Below are 14,851 nucleotides of genomic sequence, written 5' to 3'. Positions count from 1 at the left end.
GTCTGACAGCGCCCGGCTCTAGACTTCTCGCCATGTCGGACGGCCCGCGCATCCTGATCGTCGAAGACGACCGCTCCCTGTCGGCGATGCTCGACGAGCTCTTCGCCGAGGAGGGGTACGCGGTGACCCTCGCGCACGACGGCCAGCGGGCGCTGCATCTGGCGCTGACGCAGGACTTCGATGCCATCGTGCTCGATCGCGGCCTTCCGCTCCTCGAGGGTCTCGACGTGCTCACCCGGTGGCGGCGCTTTGGGGTGGGCGTTCCCGTTCTGGTGCTCTCCGCCCTCGGCAACCCGGCCGACCGGGTGGAGGGGCTCGACAGCGGGGCCGAGGACTACCTCAGCAAGCCCTTCGACATCGACGAGCTCCTCGCCCGGGTGCGCGCCCTGCTGCGGCGCCACGAGACGACGGCGGCCACGTTGCCCCTCTGCGACGGGGGCGTGTTCACCCCGTCCACCCGGCTGGTGGTGCGGGGCTCGGGCGAGACCGTCGCGCTCTCCGAACGCGAGTCGACGCTGCTCGAAGTGCTGGCCAGAGACCGAAGCCAGGTGTTCGAGAGGGCGACCCTGCTGCGGCTGGCCTTCCCCGTGGCGGAAGAACTCGGCGTGGTCGACACCTACGTGCACTACCTGCGTCGCAAGCTCGGCCGCGGGGTGGTCGACACGGTGCGCGGCATCGGCTACCGGCTCGGTGCACCGTGACGGCCGAAGACCTCGCCCTGCGACGAACCGCCCGGCGGCTCGCGCTGCAGTTCTCCGCTGTGATCGCCGTCATCATCGCTGTCGTGGGCGTTCTGGCCTACGCTCTCGTCAGCGCGTCGGTCGCGGAGTCGACCGACCGCGCGCTCTCGATCAGCGGGCAAGACCTGCGAGGTGACGAGGCCCCGGCCGACACCTGGGTGATCACGGTGCGCAGCGGTCGCGCCCAGTCGTCGAAACCGCTCCCCGAGGGCCTGCCCGACACCGCGGCCTTGGAGCGAGTTCAGCAGGGGGCACAGGTGGTCGACTCGACGGTCTCCGCCGACGGGCGCAGCTACGCGGTGCGCACCCGCCTCGACGAGAACACCCTCGTGCAGGTCGCCATCGACCAGCACGAGTCGAACGAAGAGCTCGGCAGGCTCGCCTGGTCGCTCGTCGGAGCCGGGGCCGTGGGCGTGGTGGCTGCTGCCGCAGGCGGGTACCTGCTGTCGCGGAGGGCGATGCGGCCGCTGACCGATGCTCTGGCCAAGCAGCGTCGATTCGTCGCCGACGCCAGCCACGAGCTCCGTACTCCGCTCACACTGCTGAGCACACGGGTGCAGCTGCTCCGCCGCCGCATCCAGGGCGACACCTCCCCCGCCCGGCTGCAGTCGGAAGCGGATGCGGTGGTCGCCGACGCGGCGGGCCTCACCGCCATTCTCGAAGACCTGCTGATCGCCGCCGACGACCGGCCCGCATCCGTCGGCGCCGTCGACGTATCGGCGATCGCGCGGGAGGTGGTGACGGCAGCGGGCGCGGAGGCCGAGGCGGCGGGGATCGAGCTCACCCTCCACACGTCGGCGGCTGCCGTGGCCGCCGCGGCGGAGGCACCGCTTCGCCGGGTGCTCTTCTCCCTCATCTCCAACGCCCTCGATCACGCCCGTTCCTCGGTGACCGTCGAGGTGGGTCAGGAGGCGAAGACCGTCCGCATCCGGGTCGCCGACGACGGGCAGGGCTTCCGAGACGGCGATCGGCCGTTCGAACGCTTCGCGTCCGACCGCACGCCCGGCGCCGGCCCCGCCCATTACGGGCTGGGCCTCGCGCTGGTGGCCGACGTGGTGAACCGCTACGGCGGTTCGGCCCGGGTCGTGAAGGAACTCCCCGGTGGGGTGGTGGAGGCGACACTGCCGCGCCCGTGACCCGCTGGGTGCCCGTTGGAAGAATCCTGGAAGAAACCGAGCGGATGCTGGTGTCACCGACCGAAAGGAGTGACCCATGAACGCTCGCGACAGAGGCCGCCGCGCCGCCCGGGTGCTGACCGGTGTGCTCGCCGCATCCACCATCGTCGGCGGAGGGGTGGGCGCCGCCGCACTCTGGCACGACACGACCGCGTCGAAAGCCTCGGCAGCGGAGGCGCCGGCCTCCTCCGGCAGCGGGTCGTCGTCGAGTTCGAGCGGCTCATCGTCGGGCTCGTCGTCCGGCTCGACCGGGTCGTCGTCGGGCTCGAGCGGGTCGTCGTCGGGCTCGGGCGGGCTGGTCTCGCCCTCGCGCGGCAGCACAAGCCACGGAACGACGCGGGGGTCGTGAGATGACCGCGACAGCGACCGCCCGCTGGCGGGCCTGGAGCACCGACGTGGAGCTGACCGTCACCGCCCCCGCCCTGCTCGACGAGGCGACCCGCCTCTGCGTCGAGGTGATGGCGTCGGTCGACGCCGCCTGCAGCCGCTACCGTCCCGACTCGGAGCTCTCCCTGTTCACCCGGTCGGGCGCCTCCTCCACCCGAGTGTCCCCGCAGCTGGCCGAGCTCCTCGGCGACGCGCTCGCCGCGGCCGAGCTGACCGACGGACTCGTCGACCCGACCCTCGGCCACCAGCTCTCCCGGCTCGACGGCCCACCGCTCGGCGTGCCGACATCGCTCTCCCGTCCCGTCCGCTGGGCTGACGTCACGCTGGAGGACGGCGTGCTCACGGCGCCTCCCGGCACCGGGTTCGATCTCGGCGCGATCGGCAAGGCCTCCGCCTGCGAGCAGGTCGTCAGAGCGATCACGCGAACGCTCGGCCCCGACGCCGGAGCCCTCGTCGGCATCGGCGGCGACCTCGCCTCGACAGTGGAGCACCCGGACGGCGGTTGGCAGGTCTCGGTTCAAGACCGGGCCGGTGATCCCGCCGAACGCGTGGCTCTCACGGCGGGTGCGGCGATCGCCACCTCGAGCACGCAGCACCGGCGCCACCGGGTCGGGGCCGAGCTCGTGAACCACATCCTCGACCCCCGGTCGTTGCAGCCGGTGCAGAGTCCCTGGCGCACCGTCACCTGCGCCGCGGTGAGCTGTGTCGAGGCGAACGCCTATTCCACCGCCGCCGTGATCCTCGGCCACGAGGCTCTCCCCTGGCTCGCCGCTCGCGACGTGCCGGCGCGATTCGTCGATCAGCAGTACACCGTCAGCACCACCGGCGCGTGGCCCACCCACAAGGAGGCAGCCCGTGTCTGAGGTGCTCTGGGCGATCGGTCGCATGAGCGGGGTGCTGTCGCTGGTGCTGTTCACGGCATCCGTGCTGCTCGGCATCCTCACCCGGGCGGGCAAGCCGTTGCCCGGCCTGCCCCGGTTCGGAATCGTGCTCCTGCACCGCAACGTCTCGCTGCTCGCAGCGGTCTTCCTCGTGCTCCACGTGCTGACGCTTCTCGGAGACAGCTATGCGAAGCTCTCCCTGATCGACATCGTCATCCCGTTCCTCGGCTCCGTTCAGCCGTTCTGGCAGGGGCTCGGCACCGTCGCATCCGACCTCGTCGTCGCGGTCGTCATCACGGCGTTGCTCCGGCACCGGCTGCCGGCGCGGGTGTTCCGGCTGGTGCACTGGTCGGTCTACCTGATGTGGCCGGTCGCGCTCCTGCACTCCCTCGGCAACGGCACCGACGGCGGCAGCCTGTGGTTCGACGCGCTGGCGGTGCTGACCGCCGTCTCCGTGGTCGCCGCGCTGATCTGGCGGGTCGCGTCGACCCGCTTCCGCTCGACGCCGATCGAACGTGCCGAACGAGTGACCGAGAGGATGCACGGATGACCACCACGAACGCCGTGCCGCCCACAGCGCTCCCCGTGACCCCGGCCGGCGCGCTGCCGTCTCGACTCTTCGCCGCGGGGCCGGATGCCGGGTCGGCCGCTCACACCGCCCGGTTCGGACCGGTGCCGGCGGCATCGGGTCTCGTCGCCGAGCTCCGCGCCTCCGGGCTCACCGGCCGCGGCGGCGGTGCCTTCCCCGTGTCGAGGAAAGTCGACTCGCTCGCCGGCCCTCCCGGCACGATCATCGGGAACGGTTCGGAAGGGGAACCCCTCAGCCGCAAAGACGCCACCCTGCTGCGGCACGCACCCCATCTCGTCGTCGACGGCCTCGTGCTCCTGGCCGCAGCGCTGAACCCCCGCGCGCGACTCGTGATCGTGGCTCATCGAGACGGGGCCGAGTCGCTTCGACGAGCCCTCCTCGATCGCACCGACGGTCGGCACATCGAGGTGCGGGTGGCTGAAGACCGGTTCGTCGCGGGTGAGGCGACGGCCGTGGTGTCCGGCCTGGCCGGAGCATCCGCTGTCCCGAGCGACCATCCCGTGCATCTCACCGAGCGCGGGGCGGGCCGTCGGCCTACCCTCCTGTTCAACGTGGAGACGCTCGCACACATCGCGCTCATCGCCCGGTACGGTGCCGTCTGGTTCCGCGGCAGCGGCACTCTCGACGATCCCGGTACGCGTCTGGTCAGCGTGAGCGGCGACGGTGTCTCCGACCGGGTCGTGGAGGTGCCCGGCGGCCTCCCGATCGCCGAGGTGCTGGCGTCGGTCGGCGCAGACCACTCACGCGTCCAGGCCGTGCTGGTCGGCGGTTATCACGGGCGCTGGGTTCCGGCCCACGAACTGAACCGGCGGCTCACCGCCCGGCCGGCCGAGGGCACCGATGCTGTCGCGGCCGGTGCCGGCGTCGTCCTGGTGCTGGGAACCGCGAGCTGCGGGCTCAGGGTCAACGCGTCCATCCTCGACTACCTCGCGGCCGAGAGCGCCGGACAGTGCGGGCCGTGCGTGCTCGGCCTCCCCCGGCTTGCACAGCGGTTCTCCGCCTACGCCTCCGGTCGCGAGCGCGACCCGGGCGCGATCGGGCATCTCCTCGAGACGATTCCCGGCCGCGGTGCCTGCCATCACCCCGATGGCACCGTTGCTCTCGCGCGCTCGGCGCTCCAGGTCTTCTCCGGCGAGCTGGAGCGGCACCGGGCGGGCATCTGCTGCGAAAGGGCCCGCTCATGACCCGCGCAGAAGCGACCTCACCCGCGCTCTCCCGTCGGCGACCTGCGGCCACCCTCCACATCGACTGGACGCGATGCCAGGCCCGGGGAGCCTGCCTCGAACTGCTCCCCGCGCTCCTGCGGGCCGACGACGACGGCTATCCCCTGGCCGCCGCACCGGCCGGTGCTCGAACCGACGTCCCTGTCCCGCCCGAGGAGATGCCGGCCGCTCGCGACGCCGTGGCGCTCTGCCCGCGCCTCGCGCTGACCCTCCGCGGCGACCGGTGAACGCGCCCGGTGAAGCCGGGACCGCCGAGGTCGGGCGCTCGATGTTGTAGAAATGCAGGGTGCCCGCCCGTCTGCAGTCGTTGCTCCAGCATCCGGAGTTCCGTGCCCGGTTGGTCGTGCCCGACGGGGCGCGGGACGCGAGCGAGGTGTCGCTGTCGTGGGCGCACAGCTCCGATCTGGCCGATCCGACGCCCTGGCTCGAGTCGGGGCAGCTGCTACTGACCGACGGCGCGCAGTTCGCGGGCGTCGACGAGCGGTTCGCCGCTGAGTACGTGCGCCGGCTCGTGGAGCGCGACATCCACGCCCTCGGCTTCGCCATCCGCGTCATCCACCCCGCCATACCCCCCGCCCTCATCGACGCGTGCGCCGAGCAGGGTCTGGCCCTCATCGAGATCGAGCGGGAGACCCTCTTCATCTCGATCATCAGGTTCGTCGCGAGCGAGCTCGCCGCCGAGAGCCGGGCGCGCGTGCAGTGGTCGCTCGACGCGCACCGGTCGATCGCGCGCGCGGCCCTGTCGTCCGACGGGCTCGGCGCCATCCTCATCGAGCTCTCGGCCCAGCTCGACTGCTGGGTCGCGCTCTTCGACTCGACCGGGGCACCGCTTCACGTTCCGGGGCTGTCGGGGCCACCCGCAGACGTGCGACCGGCCGTCGAGGCGGCGGCGTACGAGACCCTCATGAAGGGCACCCGGGCGGGCCTCAGCATCATCCATTCCGATGTCGGCATATCTCTGCAGACCATCGGGCAGCGCGGGCGGCTGCGCGGTGTGCTGGCGGTCGGAACCTCCGGCCCGCTCGACCCTGCGGGCCACGAGGTCGTCGAGAGCGTCATCGGGATCGCCAGCATCGTGCTGGAGCAACGACGCGAACTGGATGCTGCGCGCCGCCAGCTGCGCACCGGCCTTCTGGAACTCCTCATGGCCGGCGAGTGGGAGGTGGCGAGCCGCACCGCCGCGTCGGTCTGGGGCAGCCTGCCGGCCGAGCCGATCGTCGTCACGCTGATCGCGGGCGACGGCCTCAGCCCCTCGGCGCTCGACGAGCTCGAGCTCGAAGCGGTGCGGAACGACCGCGGCTTCTTCTACGCCGAACGCAACGGCGACGTGCTGCTCGTCGCCGGCGCGACCACCCCGCCCGAGCTCCGCTCCCTCATCGCGCGGCACGGCATGACGGCCGGCACCTCGAGCCGCGTGTCGTGGGCCGATCTGCGGGTCGGGGTCTCCGAGGCGGCGCACGCCGCGCGTGCGGCGAGCCCCAGCGACCCCGTCGTCGACTACGAGAGCCTCGCCGAGCGCGGCTTGCACGGACTGCTCCGCGTCGCCGGTGGCGAGAGTGTCGCGCGCACCCTGCTCGCCCCCGTGCTGCAGGTGCGCGAACCGGAGCGCACCGTGCTGCTCGAGACGGTGCGGGTGTGGCTCGAGAACCACGGCGCGTGGGATCCGGCAGCGCGAGCCCTGCACGTGCACCGGCACACCGTGAAGAGCCGGGTGGAGACGGTCGAACGGATGCTCGGGGTCAACCTGGGCGACTTCGCCGTGCGGGCGGAGATCTGGTCGGCCCTGGAGCTCATCGGCGACCAATAGTGGCTGAAATGTCGAGTCGGAGCGAAAAGGCTCGACACTCTGGCGAGCACCCCGACGGGTAGCAGCCGCCAAGATCGGATCAACCGATCGAAAGGCCGCCCGTGACCCTCACCTCCCCGCCCCGCGTCGCCACCGACGGCCCGCGCAGCAACGACGACGTCCGCGCCGCCGACCGCGCCCACGTCTTCCACTCCTGGTCGGCCCAGGGTGCCCTGAGCCCGTTCGTCATCGCCGGGGGCCTCGGCTCGACCGTGTGGGACCACGACGGCCGTGAGTACCTCGATTTCTCGAGCCAGCTGGTGAACGTCAACATCGGTCACCAGCATCCGCGCGTCGTCGAGGCGATCACGGAACAGGCGAGCCTCCTCACGACCGTTGCGCCCGCCCACGCCAACGCCACCCGCAACGAGGCGGCCAAGCGCATCACCGAGCTCGCCCCCGAGGGCTTCGAGAAGGTCTTCTTCACCAACGGCGGTGCCGACGCCAACGAGAACGCCATCCGCATGGCCAGGCAGGTGACCGGCCGCGACAAGGTGGTGTCGCTCTACCGCAGCTACCACGGCAACACCGGCGCGGCGGTCGTCGCCACGGGCGACTGGCGGCGCATCCCGAACGAGTATTCGCGCGGGCACGTGCACGTCTTCGGCCCCTACCTCTACCGCTCCGAGTTCTGGGCGCAGACCCCGGAGGAGGAGAGCGCGCGCGCCCTCCGCCACCTCGAGCGCACCGTGCAGGCCGAAGGGCCCGACTCGATCGCGGCCATCCTGCTCGAGACCGTGCCCGGCACCGCCGGCATCCTGATGCCGCCTCCCGGTTACCTCGAAGGCGTGCGGGCCATCGCCGACCGCTACGGCATCCTGCTCATCCTCGACGAGGTGATGGCGGGCTTCGGGCGCACCGGCCACTGGTTCGCGCTCGACGCCTACGACGTCGTGCCCGACCTCATCACCTTCGCCAAGGGTGTCAACTCGGGCTACGTGCCGGTAGGCGGCGTCATCATCTCCGACCGCGTCGCACGGTTCTTCGACGAGCGCGTCTTCCCGGGCGGGCTCACCTACTCGGGGCACCCGCTCGCCTCGGCCTCCATCGTCGCGACGATCGACGCCATGCGCGCGGAGGATGTCGTCGGCAACGCCGCCCGTATCGGCTCCGATCACCTCGGCCCCGCCCTGCATACTCTCGCCGAGACGCATGATGTCGTCGGCGAGGTGCGCGGCAGCGGCGTGTTCTGGGCGGTCGAGCTGGTGGCCGACCGCGACACCCGTGAACCGCTGGCCGCCGCCTCGATGGGGGCGGTCAAGGCCGCGCTGCTCGAGAACGGCGTGCTGCCGTTCGTGCAGGACAACCGCATCCACGTCGTGCCTCCTGCCGTCGTCACCCCCGACGAGGTGCGCCGGGGCGTCGCCGCCCTCGACGCGGCGCTCTCCACCCTCTCCTGACAGCCCCTCCCCGAGACCATCGCCCGCCCCACCGTCACCCCCTCCCCGAGACCGATACCGATGCCGATACCGAGGAACGAACCCATGACCGACTCCCCCCGCACCATCCCGCACTGGATCGACGGCGCCCACGACCCCGGGGCCGGCGACCGCACCGCTCCCGTGTACGACCCGGCCCGCGGCGTCGTCACGGCGAACGTCGTGCTCGCCGACACCGCCGACGTCGCCCGTGCCGTCGCCAGCGCGAAGGCCGCCTTCCCGGCCTGGCGCGACACCAGCCTGGCCAAGCGGCAGACGGTGCTGTTCCGCTTCCGCGAACTGCTCAACGAGCGCAAGGGCGAACTCGCCGAGATCATCACGAGCGAGCACGGCAAGGTGCTCTCCGACGCGGGCGGCGAGATCGCGCGCGGTCTCGAGGTGGTCGAACTGGCGACCGGGTTCCCGCACCTGCTGAAGGGGGCGTACTCCGAGAACGTGTCGACCGGGGTCGACGTGTACTCGCTGAAGCAGCCGCTCGGCGTGGTGGGCATCATCTCACCGTTCAACTTCCCGGCCATGGTGCCGATGTGGTTCTTCCCCATCGCCATCGCCGCCGGCAACACGGTGGTGCTGAAGCCGAGCGAGAAAGACCCGAGCGCGGCCCTCTGGCTCGCCGCACTGTGGAAGGAGGCGGGGCTCCCCGACGGTGTCTTCACGGTGCTGAACGGAGACAAGGTGGCCGTCGACGGCCTGCTCGAGCATCCTGACGTGGCGTCGATCTCGTTCGTCGGGTCGACTCCCATCGCCCAGTACATCTACGAGACCGCCTCGAAGAACGGCAAGCGCGTGCAGGCGCTCGGTGGCGCGAAGAACCACATGCTGGTGCTGCCCGACGCCGACCTCGACCTGGTCGCCGACTCCGCCATCAACGCCGGTTTCGGCTCGGCGGGCGAGCGCTGCATGGCCATCTCGGTCGTGCTCGCCGTCGAACCCGTCGCCGACGCGCTGGTCGAGAAGATCAGCGAACGGATGCGCACGCTCCGCATCGGAGACGGGCGTCGCGGCACCGACATGGGCCCGCTCATCACCGAGGTGCACCGCGACAAGGTCGCCTCCTACATCGACATCGCCGAGCAGGACGGCGCCCGCGTGGTCGTCGACGGTCGCGGCATCGAGGTCGACGGCGAGGCTGACGGCTTCTGGCTCGGCCCCACGCTGCTCGACGCGGTGCCCACGTCGTCGCGCGCCTACACCGAGGAGATCTTCGGCCCGGTGCTCTCGATCGTGCGCGTCGCGAGCTACGAGGAGGGTCTGGCGCTCATCGACTCCGGCATGTTCGGCAACGGCACCGCGATCTTCACCAACGACGGCGGGGCGGCACGCCGCTTCCAGAACGAGGTGCAGGTCGGGATGATCGGCATCAACGTGCCCATCCCCGTGCCGGTGGCGTACCACTCGTTCGGCGGCTGGAAGAAGTCGCTGTTCGGCGATTCGAAGGCCTACGGCATGCAGGGGTTCGACTTCTTCACCCAGGAGAAGGCAGTCACCTCGCGCTGGCTCGACCCGTCGCACGGCGGCATCAACCTCGGGTTCCCTCAGAACTGAGTCGCGGGGCGCAGAACTGAGTCGCGGGGCGGCTCAGGATGCTCGAGTGCTCACCGCTTTCGCCAGTCGGTGAGCCGCTCGAAGCTCTTGCGGTCGAGCGGCGCCGAGGCGTCGACGGGGGTGCGCTGCGACCGCAGCTCGCCCCCGAGCACCGCGGCGGCGGCTTCGGCCGCTTGCCCGACGCGGCGGGCGACGAGCCCCACCGTGCCGCCGTCGCCGTGGAAGCCCCACACCGTCGAGACCAGCAGGCGCGACCCGGCGGCGGTGGGCGTCACCACCACCGGCACGGCGCACCGCGCGAAATGCCGTCGCACTCCCACGAGCGAGAGCAGCGGCACCACCTCGAGGGCCCAGTCGCTCCAGTTCGACCTGCCGTCGTCGCCGATCTCCGCGTACCGCAGCGACCACGCGCCGTCGCCGAAGGTGTCGGGCGACACCCGGAAACCGTCGGCGGCCAGGGCGGCGAGCATCGCATCCTGAGCCTCCCCCGGCCCCCGCGCCGACTCGATCTCGTGGAACCGTACCGTCGTACCGATCGCGAAGGCGTTGTCGCTCATCCGTCCATCCTGGCGCGACGCCGCCGACCGGGCACGCCGCCCGGCCGCGTCACCCCGCGACGATCGACTCCGCTGCGAGCGTCTCGAAGGCAGCGGCCGACTCCTCGGAGGAACGGATGCGCCAGTCACGCTCCTTGTCGATGTCGAACCAGACCACGGCCTTGATGTCGGGGAAACGCTCGCGCAGGGTGTCGGGGATCGAGCGGATCCAGTTCGCTTTCGACCCGCCCTCCTCGGCCGACGCGGTCTCGGCGACGATGATGGGCTTGCCCAGCGTGTGCAGCTCGTCGTACAGGTCGGCGAAGACCTCCTCGAAGCTCTGCCACGCGAACCCCGGCTCGCTCGTGCCCCAGTTGTACCCGTCCATGCCGGTCCAGTCGACGTAGTCGTCGCCCGGGTAGTAGTCGAGCGCGGGCGGTGCGCCGTCGCTGTCGACGTTGTTCGGCGCCCACACCCACACCACCTTCCCGTCGGCCTCGGCCGAGACCAGGTCGTGCACGTGACGATAGGCAGCGACGTAGAGCTCGGGGTCGTGCCCGCCCCACCCCTCCTCCTCGTTCATCTCGGCGGCGAAGTCGACGAAGACGGGGCCGGGAAGCCGGGCGGCCTCGGCACCGCGCTGCGTGAGCATGTCGTCGTACCGCCCAGCGACGATGTCGGCGAAGTCGACGTCGAACGGCTCCCAGTTCACCAGGGAGATCTGGCCGCGGTCGCGGTCGTCGGCGAGAAAGGGATCGGTCGCCCACGCGTCCGCCCAGCCGACGTAGGTGAGGTCGATGGCCGGGAGTGGCGAAGAAGCGGCGGCGGGGGCCTCCTCGCCGTGGAAGGCCCCTAGGTAGACGCCCTCCTCGGGCACCAGCGGCACGCCTGCGAAGGCCGACGACTCGGGCGGCGGGGCCGACGTGCAGCCGCAGAGCGCTGCGGCGGTGAGCATCCCGAGCACGGTGAGAGCGAGGAACGGTGGGCGATGCCTGCGTGTGGTCATGTGCCCAGCTCGCGCCGGAGCCCGTCGACGAGCAGCCCCTGCATCTCGAGCTCGTCTTCGACCAGCAGGATGCGCATCCGACCTCCCGTCCCGGCGGGCCGGGCATCACACGCCCACTCTAGTCAGGCGATGTCGTTGGCGATGCGCCGGAGCCGCTCTTCGTTGACCCGGATGTGATCGAGCACGGCCGTCACCGCACGGTCGGCGTCGCGCTCCGCGACGGCGGAGGCGATCAGCTCGTGGTCGTGGAGGGCTTCGGCGTCGCCCCATCCACTCGCCACCTCGCGGCGCTGCAGCAGCCTGATGGCGTAGGTCATCTCGGTGCGGATGCCGAGGAAGAAGCCGTCGAGCCGGGGACTCCCCGCCAGGGCGATCACCGCCGCATGGAAGGCGGTGTCGGCCGCGGCGTGCCGAGAGGTGTCCTGCCCCTCCTCCGCCGCCCGGCGCAGCTCGGCGAGGGCCAGCTGCACCGCGTCGATCGCAGCGTCGGGCGCAGCCGGGCAGGCACGCGCTCCGGCCTCCTCGAGCACGGTGCGGGCCGCATAGAGGTCGCGCACGTCGTCGGTCGTGAAGCGCCGCACCCGGGCCCCGCGGTGCCGTTCGTGCACGACGACGCCCTCCTGGGCGAGGGCGAGCAACGCCTCCCGCACCGAGCGGCGCGAGGCCCCGAAGCGCTCCGCGATCGCGATCTCGCGCAGGGGCTGGTCTTGGTCGACCCGCATCTCCAGGATGTCGTCGCGCAGGTCTCCGGCGATCGACGACGGTGTCACCATGGCGCGCCTCCGATCGTGCTCGACCGCACCTCTCGGCAATCGTATCGGGAGCCCGCTCAGCTCGGCTGCAGCACCCCCGAGCGGAGCGCTCCCGCGTCGAACCGCACCTCGCCGCCGACGATCGTCGCGCCCACCTCGACATCGCAGATGCGGTCGGCCGGCACGCTGAAGATGTCGTCGGAGAGCACCACCAGGTCGGCGAGCTTGCCCAGCGACAGCGTCCCCTTCTCGTGCTCGCGATGGTCGGCGTAGGCCGAGCCGTGGGTGTAGGCCCGCACCGCCTGCTCGACGGTGAGGCGCTCGTCGGGGCCGACGACGACGCCCGACGGCGCCATCCGGTTCACCATGTCGTGGATCGAGCGGATGGGCGCGCCGCCGACGACGGGGGCGTCGGTACTGCCCGGCAGCACCACGCCGGCGTCGACGAAGCTGCGCATGCGGTAGGCCGAGTGCGCGAGCTCGGGCCCGAGACCGGCGAGGATGCTCTCCCCGCCCTCGGAGAGGTGGGTGCCCTGCGGCACCGGCACGATGCCGAGCTCGGCGATGCGGGCGACGTCGGCGGGACTCGTGACGGTGCAGTGCTCGATGCGGTGACGGGCATCCGCTCTCGGATGGTCGAGTGCCGCGAGCGCGTACGTCTCGATCGCCTCGGCCACGGCGAGGTCGCCGACGGCGTGCATCGCCACCTGCCAGCCGGCCCGGTTCAGGCCGATCACGGTCTCCCGCAGTTCGCCCGGGTCGAACTGGAAGAGTCCGCGGTTGCCCGGGGTGTCGTGGAAGTCGCACGACATCGCCGCCGACCTCCCGAACAGGGCTCCGTCGGAGAGCACCTTCACGGCGCCGATGTGCAGGAACTCGTCGCCGAAGCCCGAGCGCAGCCCGAGGTCGAGGCCCTGACCCCGCAGCCCGGGTTCGATCATGCCGAGGTCGTGCACCTGGGTGATGTAGGGCATGACGCAGACCCGAAGGCCCAGACGCCCCTGCTCCTTCGCCGATTGGAACCAGTGCAGGTCGGCGGGGCCGTTGCCGAGTCCGGTGACGCTGCCGATGCCGGGCTCGGTGATGCTGGTCAGGCCCTGCGAGAGCCCGAGGGTGGTGCCGGCCTCGAGGGCACGGATGAGGTACTCCGCGGGCGGCGGCTTGAGGTGCGACGCGACGAGGTCTTTGGCCTGCTCCTGGAGCAGGCCCGTGAAGCGGCCCGAGGCGTCGCGGTCGACTATGCCGCCGGGAACCTCGGGAAGCTCCGAGCCATCGGCGAATCCCACCCGGCGCAGACCCTCCGAGTTCACCACGCCCATGTGCTCCGAGGTGTGGGTGAGCCAGAGCGGTCGCCCGCCCGCTGCACGGTCGAGACCGTCGATGTGCGGGAACGCGCCGAGGCGGGTCTGGTCGAAGCCGCCGCCGAGGATCCACTCGTCGGGGCCGAGGGTGCTCGCCAGCCGCTCGATGGCGGCGTAAAGCTCGTCGAGCGTGCGCACCTTCGAGTGGTGGGCGTCGAGCTGCAGCTGGCGGAGCCCGAGGTAGCTGAGATGCTGGTGCGCGTCGTGGAACCCGGGCACCACGTTCTGCCCGTCGAGGTCGTGCTCGACGATTCCGTGCATCCCGTGGAGCTCGTCGTCGAAGCCGACGACCCGGCCGTTCAGGATGCCGATGGTGTGCGCCTCGGGGCGCGCGCGGTCTCCGGTGTGGATGCGGCCGTTCCGCATCACGACGTCGAGCTTCACGCGACTGCCTGACGCTTCTTCACGATGCGGTTCCAGTTGCTGCGCACGAGCCGCTGGATGCTGCTGTCGAGCGCCACCGCGACCACCAGGGTGAGACCGATGAGGATGGTCTGCAGGAACTGCGAGACGCCGGCGATGATGAGCCCGTTCCGCAGCACCCCGACGAAGAGCAGGCCCAGCACGACACCGCTGATGCGACCGATGCCGCCCTCGAACGCCACGCCGCCGAGCAGCACCACGGTGAGCGCCTGCACCTCCATGCCGAGGCCGGCGGTGGGAGCGGCGGCCTGCAGCTTCGCCGCGAGCATGATGCCGGCGAGGGCGGCGAAGAAGCCGGAGAGCATGAACAGGCGCATGCGCACCGTCTTCACCTTCACGCCCATGAGGAAGGACGCCCGCTCGTTGCCGCCCACGGCGAGCAGCTCCCGGCCGAACGGCCGCTTGTTCAGCAGGAACCAGCACAGGACGATGACGACGATGAGGATGATGATCTGGATCGGCACTCCGACCACCTTGAACGAGCCGAGGGCCCGGAAGCCCTCCGGCAGGCCGGCCACGGTGGCGCCGTCGACCAGGAACAGCGCGAGCCCGCCCCACACGCTGAGGAAGCCGAGGGTGACGACCAACGGGTTGAGTTTGAGGAAGGCGATGAGCGCGCCGTTGATCGCCCCGGCGAACACGCCGAAGAGCAGCCCCGCGGCGAAGCCGAGCGGCCAGTTGCCGGTGGCGTTCATGGTGGAGGCGGCGATGATCGCCGAGACGGAGGCGACGGAGCCGACGGAGAGGTCGATCGAGCCGGCCATGATGATGAGCGCGAGCGGCAGCGCGACGAGCCCGAGGTCGGAGATCTGCTGCAGGATCGACTGGCCGTTCTGCCACGACAGGAACCGCGGGTTCACGATGCCGAAGAAGGCGATCAGCGCGATCAGCGCGACGAAGATGCCGTTCTGAGCGAGCAAGACGGTGAAGCGTTCTTTGGTGAACATG

General features: G+C 71.3%; 15 protein-coding genes. 10 read left to right on the top strand and 5 right to left on the bottom strand.

Annotated features, from left to right (window positions below):
- Window positions 1–32 precede the first annotated feature (32 nt).
- From HL652_RS07430 to HL652_RS07385, 10 genes are all read left to right on the top strand, one after another.
- Window positions 33–701, top strand: coding sequence for a response regulator transcription factor (locus HL652_RS07430; RefSeq protein ID WP_171704740.1), 669 nt, complete (start codon window positions 33–35; stop codon window positions 699–701).
- Complete coding sequence (locus HL652_RS07425; RefSeq protein ID WP_171704739.1) at window positions 698–1,876, top strand: sensor histidine kinase; 1,179 nt, start codon at window positions 698–700, stop codon at window positions 1,874–1,876. Before HL652_RS07430 ends, HL652_RS07425 begins: the two co-directional genes overlap by 4 nt.
- A 76-nt stretch (window positions 1,877–1,952) precedes the next feature.
- Entirely contained in the window at window positions 1,953–2,264 is a 312-nt protein-coding gene (locus HL652_RS21485; protein WP_216604037.1) for a hypothetical protein, read from the top strand.
- Between the two features lies 1 nt (window position 2,265).
- Window positions 2,266–3,165: an FAD:protein FMN transferase gene (locus tag HL652_RS07415; protein WP_171704738.1), complete on the top strand. Its 900-nt coding sequence runs from the start codon at window positions 2,266–2,268 to the stop codon at window positions 3,163–3,165.
- Window positions 3,158–3,733 (top strand): ferric reductase-like transmembrane domain-containing protein, encoded by a 576-nt coding sequence (locus HL652_RS07410; RefSeq protein ID WP_253743713.1) that lies wholly within the window; start codon window positions 3,158–3,160, stop codon window positions 3,731–3,733. The genes HL652_RS07415 and HL652_RS07410 overlap by 8 nt, the downstream gene beginning before the upstream one ends.
- The gene (locus tag HL652_RS07405; protein ID WP_171704737.1) at window positions 3,730–4,956 is read left to right on the top strand and encodes an NADH-ubiquinone oxidoreductase-F iron-sulfur binding region domain-containing protein; all 1,227 of its coding nucleotides are present in this window, start codon (window positions 3,730–3,732) and stop codon (window positions 4,954–4,956) included. The genes HL652_RS07410 and HL652_RS07405 overlap by 4 nt, the downstream gene beginning before the upstream one ends.
- Window positions 4,953–5,222 carry a ferredoxin gene (locus HL652_RS07400; RefSeq protein WP_171704736.1) on the top strand — a complete coding sequence of 90 codons (270 nt, stop codon included), beginning with the start codon at window positions 4,953–4,955 and terminating at the stop codon, window positions 5,220–5,222. Before HL652_RS07405 ends, HL652_RS07400 begins: the two co-directional genes overlap by 4 nt.
- 59 nt (window positions 5,223–5,281) lie before the next feature.
- Window positions 5,282–6,802 (top strand): PucR family transcriptional regulator, encoded by a 1,521-nt coding sequence (locus HL652_RS07395; RefSeq protein ID WP_171704735.1) that lies wholly within the window; start codon window positions 5,282–5,284, stop codon window positions 6,800–6,802.
- Window positions 6,803–6,903: 101 nt separating this feature from the next.
- Window positions 6,904–8,241 carry an aspartate aminotransferase family protein gene (locus HL652_RS07390; protein WP_171704734.1) on the top strand — a complete coding sequence of 446 codons (1,338 nt, stop codon included), beginning with the start codon at window positions 6,904–6,906 and terminating at the stop codon, window positions 8,239–8,241.
- Between the two features lie 84 nt (window positions 8,242–8,325).
- Complete coding sequence (locus HL652_RS07385; protein WP_171704733.1) at window positions 8,326–9,825, top strand: CoA-acylating methylmalonate-semialdehyde dehydrogenase; 1,500 nt, start codon at window positions 8,326–8,328, stop codon at window positions 9,823–9,825.
- Between the two features lie 50 nt (window positions 9,826–9,875).
- Here the strand turns inward: HL652_RS07385 and HL652_RS07380 are convergent, their stop codons facing one another.
- From HL652_RS07380 to HL652_RS07360, 5 genes are all read right to left on the bottom strand, one after another.
- Window positions 9,876–10,382, bottom strand: a complete 507-nt coding sequence (locus tag HL652_RS07380) for a hypothetical protein (protein WP_171704732.1) — start codon at window positions 10,380–10,382, stop codon at window positions 9,876–9,878.
- 49 nt (window positions 10,383–10,431) lie between these two features.
- Entirely contained in the window at window positions 10,432–11,367 is a 936-nt protein-coding gene (locus HL652_RS07375) for a glycoside hydrolase family 26 protein (RefSeq protein ID WP_171704731.1), read from the bottom strand.
- A gap of 122 nt (window positions 11,368–11,489) precedes the next feature.
- Entirely contained in the window at window positions 11,490–12,140 is a 651-nt protein-coding gene (locus tag HL652_RS07370) for a GntR family transcriptional regulator (RefSeq protein WP_171704730.1), read from the bottom strand.
- Window positions 12,141–12,196: 56 nt separating this feature from the next.
- The gene (locus tag HL652_RS07365) at window positions 12,197–13,864 is read right to left on the bottom strand and encodes an amidohydrolase (RefSeq protein ID WP_171704729.1); all 1,668 of its coding nucleotides are present in this window, start codon (window positions 13,862–13,864) and stop codon (window positions 12,197–12,199) included.
- Window positions 13,861–14,850, bottom strand: coding sequence for an ABC transporter permease (locus HL652_RS07360; RefSeq protein WP_171704728.1), 990 nt, complete (start codon window positions 14,848–14,850; stop codon window positions 13,861–13,863). The genes HL652_RS07365 and HL652_RS07360 overlap by 4 nt, the downstream gene beginning before the upstream one ends.
- Window position 14,851 lies beyond the last annotated feature (1 nt).

The sequence above is a fragment of the Herbiconiux sp. SALV-R1 genome, assembly GCF_013113715.1.
Taxonomy (GTDB): domain Bacteria; phylum Actinomycetota; class Actinomycetes; order Actinomycetales; family Microbacteriaceae; genus Herbiconiux.
The sequence above is the reverse complement of the archived record's forward strand: the minus strand, read 5'-3'. Positions and strand labels throughout refer to the sequence as shown.